Here is a 24204-nt window from a genome sequence, read left to right on the forward strand (position 1 = left end):
CCGCACGGGTGGCTGAGTCGAACCCCCCCCCCCCCCCCCCCCCCCCCCCCCCCCCCCCCCCCCCCCCCCCCCCCCCCCCCCCCCCCCCGGCGGGCGGTTCGCGGCTGTTCTCTGCCGGAGAGGCCCTGGTTGTCAGTTGTCGCGACGGCGCAGATAGAACATGAGGCCGCCACCTGCCGCGGCGACGAGGGCGAGGCCGATCGCGATCTCGCCCTTGTCGACGCCCTCCGAGGTGCCGCCGACGCCGCCCCGCACACCACGCGAGGGCGCGGTGGTGGTGCTGATGGTGGGCCTGGTGGTGGGCCGGAGCGTCTGGATACCGCCGGTGATCGTGAGATCGGTGGTGCCCCGCTCGCCGCCGCACACGAACGTCACGGTGTAGGTGGCACCCCGCCTGGCGTCGACGTCGACCTGGGCGGTCGTGGAGCTGTTCGGCGAGATGGTCACCGTGCCGAAGACGCCGGAGGAGGCGGTGGCGGTGGAGGCGCACCCGGTGACGTTCAGCGTGACCGTACCGCCGGGGGAGATGGTGGAGGGGGTCACGCTGAACCCGAACGACGTGATGTTGCTGCCGTGCGCGCCGCCGCCGTCGGCGGCCAGCGCTGCCGCGGGGGTGGCGAGGGAGAGAGCCGCGGCGCCGAGCAATGTGGCGGAGGCGATGCGTATCGCGCCCATGGACAATCCTCCGGGTCCCCGAGGAGCACTGCGGAACTGTTTTCCACAAAAATCGGGAAATGCACCTCGATGCCCGACACGCTAGGAGCGGGCGGCGCCGGTCGCGAACGCTGTCCGGCAAATGGGGTATCCCGTTCCCCCGCCCGGCGGACCTGTCGGGGTGTCACCGGGGATTTCGGTCAGGTGAACAGTTCGGGAAAGAGGTCGCGCAACGGCGCCGAGGTGGCCGACAGACCCCGGCCGAAGGGGGCGTCGAAGTCCCAGATCAGGAAGAGCAGGAAGGCGATGAGCACGCTGAACAGCCCGGCCAGCAGCAGTTCGCGCCCGGTGCGGCGGATCTGGAGCGTGAAGATCAGGCCAACGGTCACCACGGCCCCGGTGATCAGCCCGAACCAGACGACCCCCGGCATCGTGGCCCCGGCCCCGGCGCCGCGCGTGGTGCGGGCGTCGTCGACGGCCGCCACCTGGTCGACCAGCGGCTGGTACGCCTGGCCCTCGTGGTCGGTCTTGGGCTCGTAGTCCGTGACGTCCTTGCGCAGCTGGGAGAGCAGGACCGAGCCCTTGTCGCCGAGCTCGCCCGAGACCTCCATGTGGTGCCACTCGGAGCGCACGACATAGGTGACGTACGAGTCGACGTCGGCGCGGATGCGCTCGCGGACCGGGCCCGGATAGACCTGGGCGCGCTCGCTGACCTCGTGGAGCGCCTGCGCCTCCTGGCGGACGGTCTCCGAGGCCGCGCCCCGGGCCTCCCAGACGCCCGCGATGGCGAGGCCGAGCACGATCGCGTAGATCACTCCCATCATCATCGTCATGTACTCCATGACGTCCGGGGTCTGGGAGGGGTCGTCGTCCTCGCCGATGCGGCGGTGGTTGACGACGACGATGGTCAGTACGACGACGCACGCGGCGGCCATCGCGATGGCGAGGACGATCCAGTCCTTCAAGGGGGAACCTCCGACGAGGGTGAAGCGGGAACGGCGCGGACGGCGCGCGCCAGGGCCGACGGCTAGTTCGAGCGGGGGCGGAGCACCGCGACGGCGACCACCGCGGGCACCGTGACCAGCAGGGTGAGCGTCACCGTCGAGAGCCCCGGGGCGGGCTTCTTCCTCGGCGGCCTGCGGTACGCGGGCAGCGCGACGGGCCGCAGCCGCGGCGGCGGGGTGGCCGAGGGGCCCGGCGCCACGGGCGCGGGCGGCGGCGGGGGCGCGGGCTTCGCCGGTACGGGCACTACAGGCTGCACCGGCCGGGGCTCAGGGGGCTGCGGCTCGGGCGGGGCCGGCGGCGGGGGAGGGACCGGCTTCGGCGGGGCGGGCGGCGGGGGAGGGACCGGCTTCGGCGGGGCGGGCGGGTGCGCCGGCGGGGGTTTCGGCACCGGGGGCTTCGGTTCGGGCGGCTTAGGTGGCGGGGGTTTCGGCGTGGGCGGCGGGGGCGACGGCGTGCAGATGCCGCCCCCGGCGACCGCCACCGCCCAGTCGTCCCCGGCGCCGCCCGAGACCGAGGCGTACGCGCAGGCGTCCGCGCGCGCGCACGGCGCGGGGCCGGTCAGCAGCAGGGCCAGGGCGGCGGCCGAAAGCAGCCGCTGCGCCAAGTGGGTTACGTGCACGTCCAGGATCATCCGGCCCGGCGGGCCGCTCGGCCATGAGACCGGCTCGGATTCGCCTGATGGGGGGAGGTTGGCCGGGTTTGCGTTTGGAACCGCCGGGGGCGGTTCGACGGGGGGCGGGAAAATTCTTTCGCAGGGTTTTGAACGTTCCGGGGGCCGCCACGCGTACCTAGGGCCATGAAAGGCGCACCCAGGCGCCACAACAAGCAGAGAACCAACTGGAGTTGACATGGCAACCTGGCGCAACGCCTCGCTCGCGGTGACGGCGGCGGCAGTACTGGCACTCACGGCGACGGCGTGCGGCCAGGACAAGGGAAGTGCCTCGCCCAAGGGCCAGTCGGTCGGCAACGCCGCCCCGGCCGCGGGCAGCGGAAACGGCTACGGATACGGCGACGCGGGCTACGGCTCGGGGTCCGGCACCGCCAATCAGGCGGCCGCCAAGGCGGCCGGACAGCTTACGGTGTGGGACAGCAAGGAACTCGGCAAGGTGGTCACCGACAGCGCCGGAATGACGCTCTACCGCTTCGACAAGGACACCGCCAGTCCGCCCAAGTCGAATTGCGACGGCGACTGCGCGAAGCTGTGGCCGGCCGTGCCCGCGGGCAGCGTCACAGCGGCTCCCGGCACCGACGCGAGCCTCATCGGTGAGGTGACCCGTACCGACGGCAGCAAGCAGCTGACGATCGCCGGCTGGCCGATGTACCGGTACACCAAGGACACCAAGACCGGTGACGCGAACGGGCAGGGCGTGGGCGGCACCTGGCACGCCTCGGCCCCCGACGGCAAGAAGGCGGCGCCCTCCGCGGACAGCTCCGAGGCCGGGGCGGAGACGCCGAGCCTGCCGGGCCTGTCGGTCCGTAACGACGCCAAGCTCGGCAAGATCATCGTCGACTCCCGCGGGATGACCGTCTACCGCTTCAAGAAGGACTCCGCCTGGCCCATGAAGTCGGCCTGTGTCGGTGACTGCCTCAAGAAGTGGCCGGTGGTCGCGCCGGTGGAGAAGAAGGACACCGAGGGCATCATCCAGAAGGGCTTCGTCACCTTCAACCGGCCCGACGGCATCAAGCAGCAGTCCATCAACTGCTGGCCCGTCTACACCTACGCCGGCGACAGCAAGCCCGGGGACACCAACGGCCAGGGCGTGGGCGGCACTTGGTGGGCAGTCTCGCCCGAGGGAAAGCTGATCGCCACCACCAAGTAACCCCCCCAAGGCCGTCGGCCCGTCACCGTGTCCCCCGCGCGGTGGCGGGCTCGACGCACGTTCCGGAGGATGTGACCGAACTTGTGTGTGACCAATAACGGATCGGCATTTTCCGTTTTCACTCGCCCTCCTGCCTGACGATCAGTAGCCTCAGCTCGAACACTGACCATGCACATGGCCACCACACCCCCTGCGGCGAGCTGTTGGAGACATAGATGGAGCGTCCTGCCTGGGCCCCTACGGGCATCGACATCTCGGTGCCGAGTGTGTCCCGCATCTACGACTACTACCTGGGCGGCTCGCACAATTTCGAGGTCGACCGGGAAGCCGCGCGCAAGGCCATGGAGTTCATCCCCGGACTGCCCAAGGTGATGCAGGCGAACCGGGCGTTCATGCGGCGGGCGGTCCGTTTCGCCCTGGACGAGGGCATCACGCAGTTCCTGGACATCGGCTCGGGCATCCCGACGTTCGGCAACGTCCACGAGGTCGCCCAGAGCCGCGCCGCCGAGGCGCGGGTCGTCTACGTCGACCACGACCCGGTCGCCGTCGCGCACAGCAGGGCCGTCCTGGACGGCAACGAGCGGGCGGGCGTGCTCGCCGCCGATCTGCGCAAGCCGCAGGACATCCTCACCAGCGCCGAGGTCGGCAGGCTGCTCGACCTGGACCAGCCGGTCGCCCTGCTCCTGGTGGCCGTCCTCCACTTCGTGGAGGACTCGGACGACCCGCGCGCCGCCGTCGCCGAGCTGCGCGACGCGCTCGCCCCCGGCAGCCTGCTGATCCTCACCCACGCCGCGTACGAGGGCATCCCGCTCAGCGAGGACCGGGCCGGCGGTGCGGTGGGCGTCTACCGCAACATCCGCAACCCGCTGGTCATGCGGACGAGCGACGAGATCGCCACGTTCTTCGACGGGTTCGAGATGGTCGCGCCCGGTCTGGTGCAGATGCCGATGTGGCGCCCGGAGTCCTCGCCGGAGCAGGAAGACCCCTACGCCTTCTCGGGGTTCGCCGGCGTGGGACGCACAGCGTGAGCACCCCGACCCGGACGGACGGGCAGCCCGTCGATCCCGACGGCCCCGAGTCCCGGCTCAGACGGTTCGCCACGATCTGGAGCCGGGCCATCTTCCCGGTGACGGCCACGTCGCTGACCCGACCCGAGTTCGAGCGCCATCTGCTGCCGCTGGCCCGCCGCCTCATCGAGGCGCTGCACCGCCGCCACTTCGACCCGGCGCCCGCACACGAGATCGGCGCCGGCCTGGTGGGCGCCCACTGCACCGACCCGGACGCGCTCAGCCGTACGCTCGGCGTGGTCGACTCCTATCTCGTCCTGTACTGCGGTACGGGCGGCGACCTGCGGGCCGAGGAGGCGCGGGCCCGCTGCGCCCGCCTCCAGCACGCGCTGGCCGCCGGGTTCGCCCAGGCGCTGCGCGAGCGCACCTTGAGCGAGCAGGAGGCCATCGCCCGCTCCGCGCTCGCCGCGCGCAGCGCCGCCGAGGAGGCCCTGCACACCACCGAGACCCGGTTCCGCGCGATCTTCGAGGGCGCCGCCGTCGGCATCGGCATCGCCGACCTCGAAGGCCGCGTCCTGGAGGTCAACGAGACCCTCACCCGGATGTTCGGTGGCGTCGAGGGGCAGATCCGCAGCCGCAACGTCAGCGAGTGGGTGCACCCCGAGGACGCGCCGCAGGTCTGGAAGCTCTACGAGGAGCTGGTCCGGGGCGAGCGCGACCACTACCGGGTCGAGAAGCCGTACTACCGCGGCGACGGCACCGTCCTGTGGACCAATCTGACGGTCTCGCTGCTGCGCGACGCCGAGGGCCGACCGCAGTACCAGCTGGCCCTTCTGGAGGACACCACCGAGCGGCGGCTGCTGAATCTGCGGCTGCGCTACGAGGCCACCCACGACGCCCTGACCGGCCTGCCCAACCGCACCCTGTTCTTCGAGCGCCTGGACAAGGCGCTCGCGGCGGGGGAGGGCAAGCGCTTCGGGCTCTGCTACCTCGACCTCGACGGATTCAAGGCGGTCAACGACAGCCTCGGCCACTCGGCGGGCGACCGGCTCCTGGTGGAGGTCGCCGACCGGCTGCAGAGCTGTGCGACCGGGCCCGGCGAGATGGTGGCGCGGCTCGGCGGCGACGAGTTCGTGGCCCTGACCACCGGCACCGACACCCTGCGCGAGGTCGACGAACTGGCCTCCCGCATCCTCGGCGTGCTCTCCGTGCCGATCCGCCTCGAGGGCCGCGAGCTCACCGTGCGCGGCTCGATCGGTGTGGTCGAGGGCCCGGCGGACGAGCGCGGCCCGGCGGAGGTGCTGCGCAGCGCCGACATCACGATGTACCGGGCCAAGGCGGCGGGCGGCAACCGTTTCGAGCGGGCCGACCCGGAGGCCGACGCCCGTGCGATCACCCGGCACGGGCTCACCAACGCGCTGCCGGCCGCGCTGGAGCGCGGTGAGTTCTTCATCGAGTACCAGCCGCTGGTGCACCTGGTCGACGGCAGTGTGCACGGGGCGGAGGCGCTGGTGCGCTGGTCGCATCCGCAGCACGGTGTGCTCGGCCCGGACCGGTTCATCCCGCTCGCCGAGCACACCGGTCTGATCGTGCCGCTCGGCCGCTGGGTGATGGCGGAGTCCGTACGCCAGGCGAGGTTCTGGCAGGAGCGCCACCCGGGCTCGCGGGCGGGCGGCCCGCTGCGGATCAACGTGAACCTCTCGCCGACGCAGCTGCACCACCCCGGTCTGGTGGCCGACACGGTGGAGGTACTGGAGCGGTCGGGCCTGGAGCCGGGCGCCCTGTGCCTGGAGGTCACCGAGTCCGCGCTGATCGGCGCGGACGACGATCTGCTGAAGCCGCTGCGCCAGCTCGCGGACATGGGCGTGGACATCGCCCTGGACGACTTCGGCACCGGCTACTCCAACCTGGCGAACCTGCGCCGGCTCCCGGTGAGCGTGCTGAAACTGGACCGCTCCTTCACCCAGTCCATGCAGCAGCACCCGGCCGACCCGGTCGACATCAAGATCGTCGAGGGGATCGTGTCACTGGCCCACAGCCTGCAACTGGCCGTCACCGTCGAGGGCGTGGAGACCGGGGCGCAGGCCGAGCAGCTGCGCGAGCTGGGCTGCGACACCGCCCAGGGCTGGTACTACGCCCGCCCCGGCGCCCCGGACCGCATTCACTCACTGGCGCTCACCGACGCCGTCTGACCCGTACCGGTACCGCGGGGTCAGACCCCGACCCTGAGCAGGACCCGCTGCAACTCCCGTGCGGCGCGCGGCGGGTCCACGTCGCTGCGGTGGGCCAGCGCGATCGTGCGGCGCAGGCCCGGGCGGGCCAGCGGGGTCACCCGCAGATCGCGGCCCGCCCGGGCGGCCACCATGCTCGGCACCACCGCGATGCCGAGCCCGGCCCGTACGAAGCCGAGCACCGCGTCCATCTCGCCGCCCTCGACCGTGAACACCGGCTCGAAGCCCTCGGCGCGGCAGGCCGCCACGGTGAGCTCCCGCAGGTCGTAGCCGTGCCGGAACATCACGAGCGGCGCGTCGCGCAGATCGCGGATGTGGACCCGCCCGCCGGTGCCGGGGGAGGGTTCGGCGGCGGCCGAGACCACCACCAGGTCCTCGTGGAGGAGCTCGACGCTGGTCAGCGCGGGGGAGCCGGGAGGCAGCGGAAGGACCACCAGGGCGAGGTCGAGCGCGCCGCGTGCCAGCTCCCGTACGAGGTCGTGCGAGCCGCCCTCCTCGATCAGGAGCTGGATGCCCGGATGGCGGCTGTGGAAGGCGCGCAGCACGTCCGGCAGCAGGCCGGTGCACAGGCTCGGGGTGGCGCCGAGCCGGACCCGGCCGCGGCGCAGCTGCGCCAGCTCCTGCACCTCGATCCGCGCGGTGTCCGCATCGGCCAGGATGCGGCGGGCCAGTGGCAGCAGCGCCTCGCCCGCGTCGGTCAGGGCGATGTTGCCCCGGGCGCGGCTGAACAGCTCGGCGCCCAGCTCCTTCTCCAGCGCCCTGATCTGCTGGGAGAGCGAGGGCTGCGAGACGTGGACCTGCTCGGCGGCGCGGGTGAAGTGGCGGGTCTCCGCGACGGCCACGAAGTACAGGAGCTGCTGGAACTGCATGGGCCCACGATAGGCCATGGCTATCGAATCGAGCGTATTCATGTCTTGGACCTCTCGGGACCTCCGGCCCTAGCGTCTATGACATGGCTCTGGCAACGCGGACGGACCGAAAACCGTCCTTGACGCGCACCGTGTGGGACTCCACCGTCGGCAAGAAGGCGGTCATGGCCGTCAGCGGCATGATCATGCTGACCTATCTGGCCGTCCACATGTTCGGCAACCTCAAGATCTTCTTCGGGGCGGGCGACTTCAACGGGTACGCGCACTGGCTGCGCACCGTCGGCGAGCCCTTCCTGCACTACGAGTGGGCGCTCTGGATCATCCGGGTGGTGCTGGTCGCCGCCGTCGTCGCGCACGCGGTCTCCGCGTACCAGCTGAGCCGGCGCGACATCAGGGCGCGCCCCGACAAGTACGTGCACCGCCGCCCCCGCGCGAGCTACGCCACCCGCACCATGCGCTGGGGCGGCGTCATCCTCGGCCTGTTCATCGTCTGGCACGTCCTGGACCTGACCACCGGGACCGTGCACTCCGGCGGCTTCCAGTCCGGGCACCCGTACCAGAACGTGGTGGACACCTTCTCCACCTGGTACGGCAACACCGTCTACATCGTGGCGATGCTCGCCCTCGGCCTCCACGTCCAGCACGGCTTCTGGAGCGCCGCCCAGACCCTCGGCGCCGGCAGCGCGGCCCGCGACCGGATCCTCAAGAACCTCGCCAACGCGCTCGCGCTGGTGCTGACCCTCGGATTCATCTCCGTCCCCGTCGCCGTCATGACCGGAGTGGTGAGCTGAATGACCTCGTACACCGACTACGCGCTCGGCGAGCCGATCGCCGACACCAAGGCACCCTCGGGACCCGTCGCCGAACGCTGGGACACCCGCCGGTTCGAGGCGAAGCTGGTGAACCCGGCCAACCGCCGCAAGCACACCGTGATCGTCGTCGGCACCGGGCTCGCGGGCGGCTCGGCCGGCGCGACCCTGGCCGAACAGGGCTACCACGTCGTCCAGTTCTGCTTCCAGGACTCCCCGCGCCGCGCCCACTCCATCGCCGCGCAGGGCGGCATCAACGCGGCCAAGAACTACCGCAACGACGGCGACTCCATCCACCGCCTCTTCTACGACACCGTCAAGGGCGGCGACTTCCGGGCGAGGGAGTCCAACGTCCACCGCCTCGCGCAGATCTCCGTCGAGATCATCGACCAGTGCGTGGCCCAGGGCGTGCCCTTCGCCCGCGAGTACGGAGGACTCCTCGACACCCGCTCCTTCGGCGGCGTCCAGGTCTCCCGTACGTTCTACGCGCGCGGCCAGACGGGCCAGCAACTGCTGCTCGGCGCCTACCAGGCGCTCTCGCGGCAGATCGCGGCCGGCAACGTGGAGCTGCACGCCCGCACCGAGATGCTCGACCTGATCGTGGTGGACGGAAAGGCGCGCGGCATCGTCGCCCGCGACCTGGTCACCGGCCGGATCGACACCTACTTCGCGGACGCGGTGGTCCTGGCCAGCGGCGGCTACGGCAACGTCTTCTACCTCTCCACCAACGCCATGAACTCCAACGCCACCGCCGTGTGGCGGGCCCACCGGCGCGGCGCCCACTTCGCCAACCCGTGCTTCACCCAGATCCACCCCACCTGCATCCCGCGCACCGGCGAGCACCAGTCCAAGCTCACCCTGATGAGCGAGTCACTGCGCAACGACGGCCGGATCTGGGTGCCGAAGGGCCAGGGCGACAACCGCCCCGCGGCCGAGATCCCCGAGGACGAGCGCGACTACTACCTGGAGCGCATCTACCCCTCCTTCGGCAACCTCGTCCCGCGCGACATCGCCTCGCGCGCCGCCAAGAACGTCTGCGACGAGGGCCGCGGCGTCGGCCCCGGCGGCCAGGGGGTCTACCTCGACTTCGCGGACGCCATCGCGCGGATGGGGCGCGACAAGGTCGAGGAGCAGTACGGCAACCTCTTCGAGATGTACGAGCGGATCACCGCCGAGAACCCGTACGAGGTGCCGATGCGGATCTATCCCGCCGTGCACTACACGATGGGCGGGCTGTGGGTCGACTACGACCTCCAGACCACCGTTCCGGGTCTGTTCGCGATCGGGGAGGCCAACTTCTCCGACCACGGCGCCAACCGGCTCGGCGCCTCGGCCCTGATGCAGGGCCTGGCGGACGGCTACTTCGTACTCCCCTCCACGATCAACGACTATCTGGCGCGCAACCCGCACCAGGAGCCGGTCACCGCCGAGCACCCGGCGGTCGCGGAAGCGGTCGCCGACACCGAGGACCGGCTCAACCTGCTCCTGGCGGTGAACGGCGACCGCACCCCCGACGCCTTCCACCGCGAGATCGGTGAACTGATGTGGGAGTACTGCGGAATGGCCCGCACCGAGGAGGGGCTGCGCAAGGCCCTCGACCGGATCCCGCAGATCCGCGAGGAGTTCTGGCGCCGCATCAAGGTCCCGGGCACCGGCGAGGAGTTCAACCAGTCCCTGGAGAAGGCCAACCGCATCGTCGACTACCTGGAGCTCGCCGAGCTCATGTGCCTCGACGCACTGCACCGCGCCGAGTCCTGCGGCGGACACTTCCGCGAGGAGTCCCAGACCCCGGACGGCGAGGCGGCCCGGCGCGACGAGGAGTTCTCGTACGCGGCCGCCTGGGAGTTCACGGAGACCGGCACCGCCCCCGTCCTGCACAAGGAAGACCTCGTCTTCGAGTACGTCCACCCCACCCAGCGGAGCTACGCATGAAGCTCACCCTGCGCGTCTGGCGGCAGAAGAACGCCGGCGCCGACGGAGCGATGTCCACCTACGAAGTGGACGGCATCTCGGCCGACATGTCCTTCCTGGAGATGCTCGACACGCTCAACGAGGAACTCATCCTGGGCGGCGAGGACCCGGTCGCCTTCGACCACGACTGCCGCGAGGGCATCTGCGGCGCGTGCAGCCTGGTCATCAACGGCGACGCGCACGGACCCGAGCGCACCACCACCTGCCAGCTGCACATGCGGGCGTTCCGGGACGGCGACACCATCGACGTCGAGCCGTGGCGGGCGGCCGCCTTCCCGGTCGTCAAGGACCTGGTGGTGGACCGCTCGGCCTTCGACCGGATCATCCAGGCGGGCGGCTACATCAGCGTCCCGACGGGAGCCGCGCCCGAGGCGCACGCCACGCCGGTGCCCAAGCCGGACGCCGACTTCGCCTTCGAGCACGCCGAGTGCATCGGCTGCGGCGCGTGCGTGGCGGCCTGCCCCAACGGCTCGGCCATGCTGTTCACCTCGGCCAAGGTCAACCACCTCAACGTGCTGCCGCAGGGCGCGCCCGAGCGTGAGACCCGGGTGCTCGACATGGTCGGCCAGATGGACGCGGAGGGCTTCGGCGGCTGCACCCTCACCGGCGAGTGCGCCACCGCCTGCCCCAAGGGCATTCCGCTGCCGTCGATCGCGGCGATGAACAAGGAGTGGCTGCGGGCGACCAGGAAGGCGGGGAAGGTCGGCCGCTGAGGCGCCGCCGAGGAGTGGGGCGTGCCCCCGGCCGTGGTTCCGGGGCACGCCCTTGGCGTACGGCTCAGCCGGTGACGGTGATCTGCTGGGCCGGGTCGGTGGTGTCGGTGACGTCGTAGGTGGCCGAGAAGGTGGCCGTCTGGTTGCCCGTGGGGCAGAGGAAGCCGCCCGTTCCGGTGGCCGCCACGGGCGCGTTGGCGATGGCGAGTCTGGACGGTGAGCCGTTGGTCCAGGTGCCCGCGACAGTGCTGGGGCCGCCGGGCGATGCGTTGAGCGTGCAGTTGGCGAGGCCGCTCGTCTTGATGACGACCCCGCCCTTCGGCATGGTGAGCCCGGCCGAGACCGGCGAGCCGTACTGGGCGGAGATGCTCCACTGGCCGTTGGTCGCGTTGCTGGTGACGGTCACGCCGACGCCGAAGATGCTGGTGGTGCAGCCGCTGAAGGAAGGCGGGTTGATGGCGGCGGAGACGGGCCCGGCGGCGTTGTGGTTGCCGGGGGCGGCCGGGACCTGGTTGGTGCTCGTGCCGCTGGGGACCGACGCCGAGACCGTACAGGTCATGGTGGTGGAACCGGCGGTGAAGGTGGCCTTGCCGTTGAGCTTGGCGGCGAAGGAGTGGCCGGCCGGGGTCACCGTGGTGGAACCGGCCACGAGGGCGCCGGCGGCATTGGTGGCGCCGAAGGTGAGAGCGGCCGCGGCGGCCATGAGGGCGGCGGGCACACGGAATCTGCGGGTTGCCATGGGGGGCTCCTCGGTCGAACGATTTCGATGGGGTGGGGGTGCGAGGAGGAACTCAGGTGAAGTCGAACCCTGGTGAACTTGAGAGTAAGTCCGCTTTTTCGGACCGAACAGCCGCTGTTCCGCCATGAATTGACGAGCCGTCAGCTTGTCGGGCGGTGAGGTTCTGCTACTGATCGGCGGCGGTCGGGCGTCAGCCGTCGAGCGCCTTCGCCAGATACGGGGCCGTGCGCCCGGCCCCCGCCGACGCGACCTCGCGCGGCGGACCCGCCGCCACGATCCTGCCGCCCTCGTCGCCGCCGCCCGGCCCGAGGTCCACCACCCAGTCGGCGCCCGCCACCACGCTCATGTCGTGCTCGACGACCACCACCGAGTGGCCCGCGTCGACCAGGCCGTGCAACTGGCGCAGCAGCACCTCGACATCGGCCGGGTGCAGCCCGGTCGTGGGCTCGTCCAGGAGGTACAGGGTGTGGTCGCGCCGTGCCCTCTGGAGCTCGGCCGCCAGCTTGATGCGCTGGGCCTCGCCGCCGGAGAGCTCGGTGGCGGGCTGGCCCAGGCGCAGATAGCCCAGCCCCACGTCGAGCAGCGCGGTCAGACTGCGGGCGGCGGCCGGGGTGTCGGCGAAGAACTCGGCCGCCGCCTCCACCGTGAGGTCGAGCACCTCGGCGATGGTGCGGCCCCGGTGGGTGACCTCCAGCGTCTGCGGGTTGTACCGGGCGCCGTGGCAGTCCGGGCAGGGCGCGTACGTACTCGGCAGGAACAGCAGCTCCACCGAGACGAACCCCTCGCCCTGACAGGTCTCGCAGCGCCCGCCCGGGACGTTGAAGGAGAACCGGCCCGCCTTGTAGCCGCGCGCCCTCGCCTCCTCGGTGGCGGTGAAGAGCTTGCGTACGACGTCGAAGAGGCCGGTGTACGTGGCGAGGTTGGACCGGGGCGTGCGGCCGATCGGCTTCTGATCGACCGTCACCAGCCGCTCCACACCCGGGAGTTCCTCGGTGACCTCGCCCACCAGCGTGGACTTCCCGGAGCCCGAGACGCCGGTCACCGCCGTGAAGACACCCAGCGGCAGCTCGGCCGTCAGGCCCCGCAGATTGTGCCGGGTCACCGGGCCGACGTTCAGCCATCCGGACGGCTCGCGCACCTCGCGTACGGGCCGGGGCGCCGTGTCGAAGAGGAAGCGGCGGGTCTGCGACTCGGCCACCTCGGCCAGCGCGTGCGGCGGGCCGCTGTGCAGCACCTGCCCGCCGTGCACCCCGGCGAGTGGACCCACGTCCACCAGCCAGTCGGCGTGCCGCATCACATCGAGGTGGTGCTCGACGACGAACACCGAGTTCCCGGCCGCCTTCAGCCGGTCGAGGACCGTGAGCAGGGCTTCCGTGTCGGCCGGGTGCAGCCCCGCCGACGGCTCGTCCAGGACGTACACCACGCCGAAGAGCCCCGACCGCAGCTGGGTCGCGAGCCGCAGCCGCTGGAGCTCCCCGGCGGAGAGGGTGGGCGCGGTCCGGTCCAGGCTGAGATAGCCGAGGCCGAGCTCGGTGACGGGGTCGATCCGGCTCAGCAGATCGGCCGTCAGGACCTCGGCCGTGGGCCCGCCGTCGGCTGAACGCAGCACATCTGCGAGGGAGTTGAGCGGGAGGGCGGCGAGTTCCGCGATGGTGCTGCCCGCGAAGGTGACCGCCAGGGCCTCCGGCCGCAGCCGGCTGCCGCCGCAGACAGGGCAGTCGGCGGCGGTGAGGAACCGCTCGGCCTTCGTTCGCAGCGTCGGGCTCTTGCTCTCGGCGAACGTCTTCATCACATAGCGGTGGGCGCTCATGTACGTGCCCTGGTACGGGCGTTGGATACGGTTCGCCTCGCGCACCGGGTGCACGGTGACCACCGGCTGCTCGTCCGTGAACAGGATCCACTCGCGGTCCGCCGGGTCGAGCTCGCGCCAGGGCCGGTCGACGTCGTACCCGAGAGTGTCGAGGACATCGCGCAGGTTCTTGCCCTGCCAGGCGCCAGGCCAGGCCGCGATGGCGCCGTCGCGGATGGACAGCGACGGGTCGGGGACGAGGAGCTCCTCGCTGGTGCGGTGGACGCGGCCCAGGCCGTGGCACTCGGGGCAGGCGCCGGCCGCTGTGTTGGGCGAGAAGGAGTCCGAGTCCAGGCGCGCGGCGCCGGTCGGGTAGGTGCCCGCGCGGGAGAACAGCATCCGCAGCGAGTTGGAGAGCGTGGTGACCGTGCCGACCGAGGAGCGCGAGGTCGGGGACGAGCGCCGCTGCTCCAGCGAGACGGCGGGCGGCAGCCCCGAGATCTCCACGACCTTCGGCGCGCCCACCTGGTGGATCAGCCGCCGGGCGTACGGAGCCACCGACTCGAAGTAGCGCCGCTGGGCCTCCGCGTAGATCGTCCCGAAGGCGAGCGAGGACTTACCCGACCCGGAGACCCCGGTGAAGACCGCCAGCGCGTCCCGGGGGATGTCCACGTCGACCCCGCGCAGATTGTGCTCGCGCGCGCCCCGCACCCGTACGTACGGGTCATGGGGGCGGTCGGCTTCGGTCCGTCCGGTGGGGCTTTGCATACCGGAATTCTAGGCGGAGCGGCCGGCCGTGCCCGCGAGCCGGGCGAGCCGTCGGTAGGAGTCCAGCATCGCGCCCCGGTCGTACGTACTGGTCGTGACCAGGAACTCGTCGGCCGCGCTGCGCGAGAGCAGCTTCTCCAGGGCGTCGGCGACCTCGTCCTCGGTGCCGTGGATCTGGCCGCGCCGGGCCTCCTCGAAGAGCGCGCGTTCGCGGTCGGTCATCGGCAGCGCCAGGATCTCCTCGGCGGGGGAGAGCGGCGGGAACTCGCCCCGGGTGCGCGAGTGCGCCGTCGACCAGGCCTCGGGCAGCAGGATGCGGCGGGCCTCCTCGGTGGTGCCGGCCACGGCGACCGTGCCGGAGACCACCACGTACGGGCGGTCGTTCCACGCGGAGGGGCGGAACGTGTCGCGGTAGTCGTCGATGGCGCGCAGCATGGCGTCCTCGCCGCGCACATCGGCGATGACCAGGGCGAGACCGGCACTGGCGGCGAGCTGCGCGCCCTGTCCGGTGGCGAGGACGAACGCGGGGACCCGGAGCCCCTCGGCCGGGCGGGCGTGCACCTGGGGGTGGGCCGTCTGCGTACCGTCGAAGTAGCCGAGGAGTTCGCTCAGCCGGCCCGCGAAGTCGTCGGCGTCCTTCTTGTCGCGGCCGAGCGCCTTGCGGATGCCGTCCGTGAACCCGACCGACCGCCCCAGGCCCATGTCGACGCGGCCGGGGAAGAGGGACTCAAGGATCCCGAACTGCTCGGCCACCACGAGCGGTTGGTGGTTGGGGAGCATCACACCGCCCGTGCCGACCCGGATCGTCGAGGTGGCGGCGGCTACGGCCGCGGCGAGCACGGTCGGCGCGGAGCCCGCGACACCCGGCACGCTGTGGTGCTCCGAGACCCAGAAGCGGTGGTAGCCGAGCCGCTCGGCCTCCTGCGCGAAGGCCACGGTGTCCCGCAGCGCCTGCGGTCCGTCGTGCCCCGCGCGGATGCGGGAGCGGTCAAGGACGGAGAAGCGCGTCGACGCGATCAGTGAGCTCACACAACCTTCAACGTCTGTGCCGCGCCAGGATTCCCTAGGGTGGACGCATGACGGAGAACAGCAGGCCACTGGCCGTATTCGACCTGGACGGCACGCTCGCCGACAGCGGCCACCGGCAGCACTTCCTGGAGGGCGCGAAGCGGGACTGGGCCGCCTTCTTCGCCGCGGCCCCGGCCGATCCGCCGCTGGCGGAGGGAATCGCGCTGTGCCTGGCGGCCGCCGAGGAGTGCGAGGTCGTCTACCTCACCGGCCGGCCGGAGCGCTGCCGCAGGGACACCCGGGCGTGGCTGGCCGCGCAGGGCCTGCCCGACGGGACGGTCCACATGCGGCCCGACGCCGACCGCAGGCCCGCCCGGACGACCAAGCTGGAGCTCCTGCGCCGGCTCGGCGCCGGCCGCGAGGTGCGGATGCTGGTGGACGACGACGAGCTGGTGTGCGACGCCGCCGAACGGGCCGGCTTCCGGGTCGTACGGGCACGCTGGGCCGTGCCGTCCGAGGCGCTGAAGGACGCGCAGGAGCGGGAGGGCCGGACCTGAGCGGGCGGGGCCGGGCGGACCCCGCCCGGACCTGGGGTCTGTCGTTCGGATCGGGTCGGCCTGATCCGAACGACAGGCCCTGGGCCCGGCCGTCGCGCTTCCCGGTCCTCACACCTCCTGGTCGTCGTCCAGCCGGAAACCGACCTTCAAGCCGACCTGGTAGTGCTCGATCTGCCCGTCGGCGATCTGGCCGCGTACTTGAGTGACCTCGAACCAGTCGAGATTCCGCAAGGTCTGCGACGCGCGGGCGACGCCGTTGCGAATGGCCTGGTCGACGCCCTCGGGGGAGGTGCCGACGATCTCGGTGACGCGGTACGTGTGGTTGGACATGGAGGTGCACTCCTCTTCGTCGCGTCCCTCCACCGTGCCCCACCTCGCGCCGCTTCGCGAGGCGTCGGGCGGGGCCCGGGTGCGGCCTCGGTTCCGTAACAAGGGTTGACCGACCCATTGGTACAGACCAAAATCGGCCGCACCCGAACTGGCCAACTGCGCTTTCCCCCAGAAGCGCCGTCTGCGCTTTCCCCACGTCGGGTCATGACTGCCCGTGCCATGACGCAGAAGGTGACCGCCGTGAAGAACCGCTTCCTCCATGCCCCCGTCGTGCTCGCCACGGCCCTCGCACTCGGCGGCTGCGGCGCGCTGCCGGGCGTGGGCGGGGACTCCACCACCACCGTCACCGTGTGGCTGATGAAGGACAGCGCCTCCGACGAGTTCATCAAGCGGTTCACCGACGAGTTCGAGAAGGAACACCGCTCGGTCAAGCTGGACGTACGGATCCAGGAGTGGACCGGCATCGGCCAGAAGGTGACCACCGCCCTCAAGACGGGCGAGGTGCCCGACGTCGTCGAGGTCGGCAACACCCAGGTCTCCCAGTACGCGGCGAGCGGCGGGCTGCTCGACCTCACCCTGGAGTCGCTGCGCGACTGGGGCAGCAAGGACTGGCTGCCGGGCCTCGCCGAACCCGGCAAGGTCGACGGGGTGCAGTACGGCATTCCCTGGTACGCGGCGAACCGCGTCGTCATCTACAACAAGGACCTGTTCGACGCGGCGGGCATAGGCAGGACGCCGAAGACCCGCGCCGAGTGGCTGAGCGACACGGACAAGCTGAACACCGGCGCCACCCAGGGCATCTACCTCGCCGGACAGGACTGGTACACCCTCGCCGGGTTCGTCTGGGACGAGGGCGGCGAGCTCGCCCAGGAGAGCGCCGGGGAGTGGACCGGCACCCTCGCCACGCCCGCCGCGCTGCGCGGCATGGACTTCTACCGCCGGCTCCAGGCGCTCGGCGACGGCCCCAAGAACGCCGACGAGGCCACGCCCCCGCAGGCCGGGGTCTTCGCCAAGGGCAAGGTCGCCCAGATCATCGCCGTCCCGGGCACCGCCAAGGCCATCCAGAAGGCCAACCCCGCCCTCGCCGACAAGCTCGGCTACTTCCCCATCCCCGGCAAGACCGCGGCCACGCCGGGCGCGGTCTTCACCGGCGGCTCGGACCTCATCGTGCCCAAGCGGTCCGCGCACCACACCGAGGCCGTGGAGGTGGTCAAGGCGCTGGCCGGGGAGAAGTGGCAGCAGGACCTCGCCGCCGCCATGAGCTACGTACCGAACAAGCCCGCGCTCGCGGCCGCCGTGGAGGACCAGGCGGGCACGGCCGCGATGGCGCAGGGCGCGGCCCGGGGCAGGGCCACGCCCAACTCGCCCCAGTGGGCCGCCGTCGAGGCCGACAACCCGATCAAGCCGTACATGACCGCCGTGCTCACGGGAGCCGACCCGAGGACGGCGGCCAGGACGGCCTCCTCGCGGATCAGCTCGCTGCTGTTCCCCTGACCGGGTCGGCCGCGGCCCCGCCCGCGGTCGCCAGCGACAGCGCGAACCGGCCGTCGGCGTCGGTCCACCAGTGGGTGGCCGTCAGCCCGGCGGCCGCCAGTTCGGCCCGCACGCCCTCACGGCGGAACTTCGCCGAGATCTCGGTCCGCAGCTCCTCGCCCTCCTCGAAGCGGACGACGAGATCCAGCTCGGGGATCTTCACGGTGAGGTCGGCGCGGGCCCGCAGCCGCATCTCGATCCACTCGTCGCGGGCGTTCCAGCGCGCCACGTGCGAGAAGTCGTCGAGGTCGAAGTCCGCGCCGAGCTCGCGGTCGATGACGGCGAGGACGTTCTTGTTGAACTCGGCCGTCACCCCCTGCGCGTCGTCGTACGCCCGCACCAGCACCGACTCCTCCTTCACCAGATCGGTGCCGAGCAGGAAGCTGTCGCCCGGCTCCATCACCGCGGCGACCGACGCCAGGAACTCCGCGCGTTCGGCGGGCAGCAGATTGCCGATCGTGCCGCCGAGGAACACCACCAGACGCGGCCCCGGGGCGGCGGGCAGGTCGAGCGGCCGGGTGAAGTCGGCGATCAGCGCGTGTACTTCGAGCCTCGGCCGCTCCTCGATCAGCGCCTCGGCCGCCCCGGTCAGGGCGCTCTCGCTGACGTCCACCGGGATGTACGTGAGCGGGTCCGGCAGCGCGTCGAGCAGCAGCCGGGTCTTCTCCGAGGAGCCCGAGCCCAGCTCGACCAGGGTGCGGGCCCCGGAAGCGGCCGCGATCTCGGCGGCGCGCCGGGTGAGGATCTCCCGCTCGGCGCGCGTCGGATAGTAGTCGTCGAGCCGGGTGATCTCCTCGAACAGCTCGCTGCCCCGGGCGTCGTAGAACCACTTGGGAGGCAGGGTCTTGGGCGTACCCGTCAGCCCGTGCAGCACATCGGCGCGCAGCGCGGCCCCGGTGGCGTCCTCGGGCAGGGCGCGGGTCAGCTGGAACGGGTGGGACTCGTGCACGAGGAAGGCTCCTTGAGGGGGGTCAGTACAAGGTCGGTACGGGTCGCGGACAGCAGGGTGCGGTCGGGGACCTCGTGCCAGTGCGGATCGTCGTCGTAGGGCTCCGAGGCGACGACCGTGCGCTCGCCCGGCCGGGCCAGGTACCAGAGGGTGTCGCCCCAGGCCGTGGCGGCGATCGTCTCGCCGTCCGTGAGCAGCAGGTTCAGCCGCGAGCCGGGGGCCGCCTCGGCGACCTCGGTCACCGTCTCGGCGAGCGCCCGGCCCATCTCGTCGCCCGCCCGCAGCCGGTGCAGCAGCAGGGCCCACACCAGCGCGGAGTCACAGCGCGCCTCCAGCCGCAGCAGTTCCTCCGCAGGCAGGGCGGCAGCGAGCGACGTGAGCGCGCCCGGCCAGCCCCTGACCGCCCCGTTGTGGCTGAACAGCCAGCGCCCGGCGGCATAGGGGGCGGCGGCCGCCTCGCCGTCCGCGCCCGGCTCGGTGGCGTCCCGTACCGCCGCGAGCAGCGCGCCGGTGCGCACCACCCGGGCCAGGTCCGCGAACGACGGGTCGGCCCAGATCGGCCCCGGGCGGCGGTAGCGGCCCGGCACCGGGTCGCCCTCCGCGTACCAGCCGACCCCGAAGCCGTCGGCGTTGACCGTCCCGTACCGCTGGTGGCGCGGCGCCCAGGACTGCCGGTACAGCGCGTGCGGCGGGCTCACCAGGAGTTCGCCGAGCGCCGAAGGCTCGCCCAGGAAAGCGATATGACGGCACATCAGGCATCCCTCGCGGTCCGGAACCCGGCGAATATCTGCCGCCGCACCGGAAGGTCCCAGTTGCGGAAGGTGCCCCGGCAGGCCACCTGGTCCACGGCGAACGAACCGCCGCGCAGCACCTTGTGGTCGGGTCCGAAGAACACTTCCGAGTACTCGCGGTAGGGGAACGCCACGAAGCCCGGGTAGGGCATGAAGTCGCTGGACGTCCACTCCCACACGTCACCGATCAACTGCCGTACACCCAGCGGGGACTCGCCCGCCGGATAGGCCCCGGCGGAGGCCGGGCGCAGATGGCGCTGGCCCAGGTTGGCGTGCTCGGAGGTGGGATCGGCGTCGCCCCACGGGTAGCGTCGGGAGCGGCCGGTGGCCGGGTCGTGCCGGGCCGCCTTCTCCCACTCCTCCTCGGTGGGCAGCCGCCGCCCGGCCCAGCGGGCGTACGCGTCCGCCTCGTACCAGCTCACATGGAGCACCGGCTCGTCCCGCGGTACGGGCTCGGTCACCCCGAACCGGCGGCGCAGCCACTCGCCGCCCTCCCGGCGCCAGAACAGCGGAGCCGTCAGCTCGTGTTGCCGGACCATGGCCCAGCCCTTGGGCTCCCACCAGCGCTCGTCGGTGTAGCCGCCGTCCTCGATGAACCGCAGATACATGCCGCAGGTCACCGGCGTCGTGTCGAGGTGGAAGGCCGGGACGATGCGGTGGTGGGCCGGGCGCTCGTTGTCCAGGGCCCACGGCTCGGCCGTGGTCCCCATGGTGAACGGGCCGCCGGGGATGAGGACTTCGGCGGGCAGGCCCGCGGTGGAGCCCTGCGGCGGCTCGGGGGCGGCGAGCGCCGCCGGGCCCTTGCGGAGCTGATGGGTGATCAGCATCGTCTCGTCGTGCTGCTGTTCGTGCTGGGCGATCATCCCGAAGGCGAAGCCCGCGTCGACGAGGCGGGGGCCGCCCTCCAGCGGGGCGCTCTCCAGTACGTCGAGGGCCCGGCCGCGCACCTCGGCGGCGTACCGGCGCGCCTCGGCGGGGGAGAGCAGCGGCAGCGAGGTCCGGGCGGCACGGGGGTGCTCGAAGGCGTCGTACAGCGAGTCGATCTCCGGGCGCATCGCGTCCCGCCCGGCGACCGCCCGCAGCAGCCACTGCTCCTCCTGGTTGCCGATGTGCGCGAGGTCCCAGACCAGCGGCGACATCAGGGGCGAGTGCTGGGCCGTGAGGTCGTGGTCGTCGACGCAGGAGGTGAGCGTGGCGGTGCGCGCCCGCGCGGCGGTGAGCGCCGTCAGGGCGCGCTTCCGCAGCGCCTCGGGGTCGGTGAGTGCCGCTCCGGTCGGTTCGGGGCCGGTCATGAGGAGGTGTCCTTCCCGGGGGCGAGCGCGAACGAGGTGTCCGCGGGGGAGAGGCCCCGTGCGACATGGCGGTCCGTGAAGGCGGCGACCGCCTGCCGGACCTCGGTGGTGGCGCCGAGCCGGGGCAGTGCCTCCAGCGCGGCCGCGAAGCAGAGCTCGGCCGCCTCCCGCAGTTCGGGGTCGGCAAGCCCGGAGCGGGCCGCCTCGACCCAGAGCGGGTTGCGCGGCGCGGGCTGCGAACCAGCCCTCTCCGCAAGGGATTTGACGGCCCGGTAGGCGGTCTCGGCCGCCTCCTGGTCGTCGAAGAGCGCGGTGGTCACCGCGAGCGGGACGATCCAGCCGTCCTCGCCCGGCTGCGCGTCGATCATGCGCAGCTCCAGGTGCCCGCGCGGCCGCACCGGCGGGAAGAGGGTGGTCAGGTGGTATTCGAGGTCCTTGCGGGTGGCCCGGCGCGGCTCGCCCGTGCGCAGCCACTCGCGGAAGGTGAGCCCCTCCGGCGCGTCCCAGGGGCCGTCGTCGGACCGGACGCACATCACCGGCGTGTCCAGCACGTGCGCGGCCCAGGCCGCCCGGGGCTCGGCGTCGAGCGGGGGCGCCAGCGACCGTACCGGGTCGATCGCGGTCCACACCGCCTGCCGGGAGGAGCGCCAGCCGGTGCGTCTGCCCTCCTGCCAGGGGGAGTTGGCGAACGCGGCCACCAGGACCGCGCCGAGGAGGTGGGCCAGCCGCCAGCGGCGCCCGAAGCCGAGCGGGCCCGGCTCCTCGTATCCGGCGTCGAGGCAGACCTGGACGGAGGCCGAGGCGCACATCATGGCCCGCCCGGCCGGGCCCGACCGGTCGAAGTGGGCTTCCATGGCGTCGTACCGGGGGTCGTGCAGAAAGCGGCGCGGCGGCTGCCACGGATCCTGGCCGAGCCCGGTGAGCGTGAGGTCCCTGGCACGAAGAGCGGCCCGGACGGCCGTCAGATCGGCCGCCACGGAGTCGATGCACTCCATGAGGGAAGCGGCGGGAAGCGAGCTGAGCTCCAGCTGGCCGCCGGGTTCGACGGTGAGTGCCGACCGCAGGGGGAGTTCCCTCAACGAGGCGTAGGCGGCGGCGAGTCGGTGGTGCTGAACGGGGAGGTGCGGGTCGTGCAGATCATGGACGAGCCACTCCACTTCGACACCGACGGCGCGAGGTGGGCCGTTCTTGAAGCAGATACACCGAAGCAGATCGTCTGCTTCCGTTTCTGTGAACTGTTTGGTCAGCATGGTCGCTTCCCCAACTCGGGGCCGTTTTCGGTGCACTGTCCCACCTAAGCCACTGCCGTAATCTCGCACAAGAGTGCCCATCCGGACGGAAAGTATGTTGCGGGAGTGCTGTCCTGGCGTCAACGATGCCAGATATGAGTGCACGACTGCGCGACCTCGCGCGCCACAGCGTGGAGATCACCGAAGCCGGTGCGTACGAGACGCCCGGCGGGACCACGGTCTCGATCGCCGCCTGGCTGGCGGCGGCCGTCGACGGAACCCGGCTCTTCGGCCCCGGCCCGGTGCCGGTGACGCCGGACTCCGACCGTTCCAGCGTATGCGCGGTGACCGGCGAGAGCAGCCTGGAGGCGGCCCGGCGGCTGGTGGGCGAGGGCCCCGGCGAGGTTGCCGTGCTGAACTTCGCCTCCGCCCGCAACCCCGGCGGCGGCTTCCTGAACGGCGCGCAGGCCCAGGAGGAGGCACTCTGCCGCTCCTCCGCGCTCTACCCGACGCTGCTGCGGGCGCCCGGATTCTACGAGCACCACCGCGCCGACCGCGATGTCTTCTACAGCGACCGGGTGATCCACTCGCCCGGTGTGCCGGTCTTCCGGGACGACCGGGGACGGCTGCTCGACGAGCCGTTCCGGGTGGGCTTCCTGACCTCGCCCGCGCCCAACGCGGGAGTGATCCGCCAGCGCACCCCGGAGGCGGTGGACCGCATCCCACAAGCCCTCGCATCCCGCGCCGAGCGCGTTCTGGAGACGGCGGCCGCCTGCGGCTACCGGCGCCTGGTGCTCGGCGCCTGGGGCTGCGGCGTGTTCCGCAACGACCCGGCGCGCGTGGCGGGCGCCTTCCACGCCCACCTCACGGGCGGGGGCCGCTTCGCGCGCCACTTCGACGAGGTCGTCTTCGCGGTCCTGGACCGCACGGCGGACCGGGCGACGCTGCGGGCCTTCGAGACGGTGTTTGCGCAGGCGTGACGGGCGCCAGGCCCGCCGTGGGGTGAGCGTCGCCGCCGCGGTTGCGCCGGACGGCGCAGCGCGCCGGGCCCGGCGGGCGGGCGGCGGCCAGGCTCAGGGGCATGATCATCCGAGCCTTCGCGGCGCTGCTCGCCGCCCTCGTCGCCGTCCTCGCCGCGCCCCCGCCGGTGTCCGCCGCGGAACCCGCGCCGCCCCGCACCGTCTCCGGCTGGCTGCCGTACTGGGACCAGGAGGGCGCCTACCAGGACGCCCTGCGCCACGCGGACCAACTGCACACCGTCAGCCCGTTCTGGTACCAGGCGATCAGCGCCGAGCGTATCGACGGCCACCCGGGCGCGGGTGCCCAGCGCGTCGTCGACGGGCTGCACGCGGCCGGGATCGCCGTGGTGCCGACCGTCATGGAGACGATGAAGCCCGGCGTCCTCGCCGCGATCCTCGCCGACCCGGCCCGCCGCGCCGCCCACATCACGGCCCTGCTCACAGTGGTGGGCAGCCGTTCCTACGACGGCCTGGACATCGACTACGAGTCGATCGCCCCGACCGGCGACGCCGGCTACCCCGCGGTACGGGCGGACTACGCCACGTTCATCACCGAGCTCTGCGGGCGCCTGCACGCCCTGGCCAAGAGCTGCGTCAGCACCGTCTCGCCGCAGACCGCGACCACCGGGCGCATCTGGGACTACGCGACGATCGGCCGGGCCGCCGACCGGGTGCGGATCATGGCGTACGACCGGCACTGGTCGGGCGGGGACCCAGGCCCGCTCGCCGGGGCCGACTGGTACGAGGAGATCCTGCGCCGGGCCACCGCGCTGATCCCGCCCGCCCGCATCGAGATGGCCCTGCCCGCGTACGGCTGGGACTGGCCCGCGGGCGGCGGCGGCCGCGCCCGGCACGTCACCATGCGGGAGGCGGAGGCCCTGCGGGTGGCCCAGGGCGCGCCGTACCGGCTCGACCCCGTGTCGCAGACGCCGCACTTCAGCTACCAGGACGGGGACACGGCCCGCGAGGTCTGGTACCAGGACGCGCGCGGCATCGAGGCCGATCTGCCGGTCCTGGACCGCTACGGCATCCACCACACCTCCCTCTGGGCCCTCAACTTCGAGGACCCTGCCGTGTGGCCGGTGCTGGCCAGAACCTGACCGGCGAACCGGCCACGGGCC

The 24204-nt window shown here is 72.2% G+C and carries 22 protein-coding genes; 10 read left to right on the top strand and 12 right to left on the bottom strand.

What is annotated here, in order from left to right; genetic code table 11:
- Positions 1 to 132: 132 nt before the first annotated feature.
- The 3 genes from ACZ499_RS21745 to ACZ499_RS21755 form a co-directional block, all read right to left on the bottom strand.
- Positions 133 to 675: a hypothetical protein gene (locus tag ACZ499_RS21745; protein ID WP_468677123.1), complete on the bottom strand. Its 543-nt coding sequence runs from the start codon at positions 673 to 675 to the stop codon at positions 133 to 135.
- 179 nt (positions 676 to 854) lie between these two features.
- The gene (locus tag ACZ499_RS21750) at positions 855 to 1619 is read right to left on the bottom strand and encodes a bestrophin-like domain (protein WP_468677125.1); all 765 of its coding nucleotides are present in this window, start codon (positions 1617 to 1619) and stop codon (positions 855 to 857) included.
- A 62-nt stretch (positions 1620 to 1681) separates the two neighbouring features.
- Positions 1682 to 1915: a hypothetical protein gene (locus ACZ499_RS21755; protein ID WP_468677127.1), complete on the bottom strand. Its 234-nt coding sequence runs from the start codon at positions 1913 to 1915 to the stop codon at positions 1682 to 1684.
- A gap of 592 nt (positions 1916 to 2507) precedes the next feature.
- On the opposite strand from ACZ499_RS21755, the gene ACZ499_RS21760 reads away from it, so the two are divergent.
- The 3 genes from ACZ499_RS21760 to ACZ499_RS21770 all read left to right on the top strand — a co-directional run bounded on the left by ACZ499_RS21760 (position 2508) and on the right by ACZ499_RS21770 (position 6678).
- A complete protein-coding gene (locus tag ACZ499_RS21760; RefSeq protein ID WP_468677128.1) occupies positions 2508 to 3479 on the top strand; it encodes an SCO0930 family lipoprotein in 972 nt (323 codons plus the stop codon).
- A gap of 215 nt (positions 3480 to 3694) precedes the next feature.
- Positions 3695 to 4507 (top strand): SAM-dependent methyltransferase, encoded by an 813-nt coding sequence (locus ACZ499_RS21765; protein ID WP_468677130.1) that lies wholly within the window; start codon positions 3695 to 3697, stop codon positions 4505 to 4507.
- Complete coding sequence (locus tag ACZ499_RS21770; RefSeq protein ID WP_468402805.1) at positions 4504 to 6678, top strand: putative bifunctional diguanylate cyclase/phosphodiesterase; 2175 nt, start codon at positions 4504 to 4506, stop codon at positions 6676 to 6678. Before ACZ499_RS21765 ends, ACZ499_RS21770 begins: the two co-directional genes overlap by 4 nt.
- A gap of 20 nt (positions 6679 to 6698) precedes the next feature.
- On the opposite strand, the gene ACZ499_RS21775 is transcribed toward ACZ499_RS21770, so the two are convergent.
- Positions 6699 to 7586 carry a LysR family transcriptional regulator gene (locus ACZ499_RS21775; RefSeq protein WP_468402803.1) on the bottom strand — a complete coding sequence of 296 codons (888 nt, stop codon included), beginning with the start codon at positions 7584 to 7586 and terminating at the stop codon, positions 6699 to 6701.
- An 83-nt stretch (positions 7587 to 7669) separates the two neighbouring features.
- Here ACZ499_RS21775 and ACZ499_RS21780 point away from each other — a divergent pair, with 83 nt between their 5' ends.
- The 3 genes from ACZ499_RS21780 to ACZ499_RS21790 are packed head-to-tail and all read left to right on the top strand — an operon-like array spanning position 7670 to position 11079.
- Entirely contained in the window at positions 7670 to 8377 is a 708-nt protein-coding gene (locus ACZ499_RS21780) for a succinate dehydrogenase (RefSeq protein ID WP_468402801.1), read from the top strand.
- Positions 8378 to 10327 carry a fumarate reductase/succinate dehydrogenase flavoprotein subunit gene (locus ACZ499_RS21785; protein WP_468677133.1) on the top strand — a complete coding sequence of 650 codons (1950 nt, stop codon included), beginning with the start codon at positions 8378 to 8380 and terminating at the stop codon, positions 10325 to 10327.
- Positions 10324 to 11079 (top strand): succinate dehydrogenase/fumarate reductase iron-sulfur subunit, encoded by a 756-nt coding sequence (locus ACZ499_RS21790; protein ID WP_468677135.1) that lies wholly within the window; start codon positions 10324 to 10326, stop codon positions 11077 to 11079. The genes ACZ499_RS21785 and ACZ499_RS21790 overlap by 4 nt, the downstream gene beginning before the upstream one ends.
- A gap of 64 nt (positions 11080 to 11143) precedes the next feature.
- Here ACZ499_RS21790 and ACZ499_RS21795 read toward each other — a convergent pair whose 3' ends face one another.
- The 3 genes from ACZ499_RS21795 to ACZ499_RS21805 form a co-directional block, all read right to left on the bottom strand.
- A complete protein-coding gene (locus ACZ499_RS21795; protein ID WP_468677137.1) occupies positions 11144 to 11818 on the bottom strand; it encodes a hypothetical protein in 675 nt (224 codons plus the stop codon).
- A gap of 190 nt (positions 11819 to 12008) precedes the next feature.
- Positions 12009 to 14375 carry an ATP-binding cassette domain-containing protein gene (locus tag ACZ499_RS21800; protein ID WP_468677139.1) on the bottom strand — a complete coding sequence of 789 codons (2367 nt, stop codon included), beginning with the start codon at positions 14373 to 14375 and terminating at the stop codon, positions 12009 to 12011.
- Positions 14376 to 14384: 9 nt separating this feature from the next.
- The gene (locus ACZ499_RS21805) at positions 14385 to 15404 is read right to left on the bottom strand and encodes an LLM class flavin-dependent oxidoreductase (protein WP_468677141.1); all 1020 of its coding nucleotides are present in this window, start codon (positions 15402 to 15404) and stop codon (positions 14385 to 14387) included.
- Between the two features lie 47 nt (positions 15405 to 15451).
- On the opposite strand from ACZ499_RS21805, the gene ACZ499_RS21810 reads away from it, so the two are divergent.
- On the top strand, positions 15452 to 15940 hold the full coding sequence (locus ACZ499_RS21810) for a phosphatase domain-containing protein (RefSeq protein WP_468677143.1): 489 nt from the start codon (positions 15452 to 15454) through the stop codon (positions 15938 to 15940).
- 108 nt (positions 15941 to 16048) lie between these two features.
- On the opposite strand, the gene ACZ499_RS21815 is transcribed toward ACZ499_RS21810, so the two are convergent.
- The gene (locus ACZ499_RS21815) at positions 16049 to 16270 is read right to left on the bottom strand and encodes a dodecin (protein WP_371655833.1); all 222 of its coding nucleotides are present in this window, start codon (positions 16268 to 16270) and stop codon (positions 16049 to 16051) included.
- Positions 16271 to 16510: 240 nt separating this feature from the next.
- Here ACZ499_RS21815 and ACZ499_RS21820 point away from each other — a divergent pair, with 240 nt between their 5' ends.
- Positions 16511 to 17764 carry an extracellular solute-binding protein gene (locus ACZ499_RS21820; RefSeq protein ID WP_468677413.1) on the top strand — a complete coding sequence of 418 codons (1254 nt, stop codon included), beginning with the start codon at positions 16511 to 16513 and terminating at the stop codon, positions 17762 to 17764.
- On the opposite strand, the gene egtD is transcribed toward ACZ499_RS21820, so the two are convergent.
- From egtD to egtA, 4 genes are read right to left on the bottom strand one after another with little or no spacing between them, the layout of a single operon-like run.
- Positions 17742 to 18752, bottom strand: a complete 1011-nt coding sequence (gene egtD, locus ACZ499_RS21825) for an L-histidine N(alpha)-methyltransferase (RefSeq protein WP_468677144.1) — start codon at positions 18750 to 18752, stop codon at positions 17742 to 17744. The genes ACZ499_RS21820 and egtD overlap by 23 nt on opposite strands.
- Positions 18725 to 19504 (bottom strand): ergothioneine biosynthesis protein EgtC, encoded by a 780-nt coding sequence (gene egtC, locus ACZ499_RS21830; RefSeq protein ID WP_468677145.1) that lies wholly within the window; start codon positions 19502 to 19504, stop codon positions 18725 to 18727. Before egtC ends, egtD begins: the two co-directional genes overlap by 28 nt.
- Positions 19504 to 20835 carry an ergothioneine biosynthesis protein EgtB gene (egtB, locus tag ACZ499_RS21835; protein WP_468677147.1) on the bottom strand — a complete coding sequence of 444 codons (1332 nt, stop codon included), beginning with the start codon at positions 20833 to 20835 and terminating at the stop codon, positions 19504 to 19506. The genes egtC and egtB overlap by 1 nt, the downstream gene beginning before the upstream one ends.
- On the bottom strand, positions 20832 to 22085 hold the full coding sequence (gene egtA, locus ACZ499_RS21840; RefSeq protein WP_468677148.1) for an ergothioneine biosynthesis glutamate--cysteine ligase EgtA: 1254 nt from the start codon (positions 22083 to 22085) through the stop codon (positions 20832 to 20834). Before egtA ends, egtB begins: the two co-directional genes overlap by 4 nt.
- Before the next feature lie 134 nt (positions 22086 to 22219).
- Between egtA and ACZ499_RS21845 the strand changes: the two genes are divergently transcribed.
- On the top strand, positions 22220 to 23044 hold the full coding sequence (locus ACZ499_RS21845) for a TIGR02452 family protein (protein WP_468677150.1): 825 nt from the start codon (positions 22220 to 22222) through the stop codon (positions 23042 to 23044).
- A 101-nt stretch (positions 23045 to 23145) separates the two neighbouring features.
- A complete protein-coding gene (locus ACZ499_RS21850) occupies positions 23146 to 24183 on the top strand; it encodes a glycosyl hydrolase family 18 protein (RefSeq protein ID WP_468677153.1) in 1038 nt (345 codons plus the stop codon).
- The last annotated feature ends 21 nt before the right edge of the window (positions 24184 to 24204 follow it).

This window comes from Streptomyces sp. NPDC031265 (assembly GCF_055570295.1).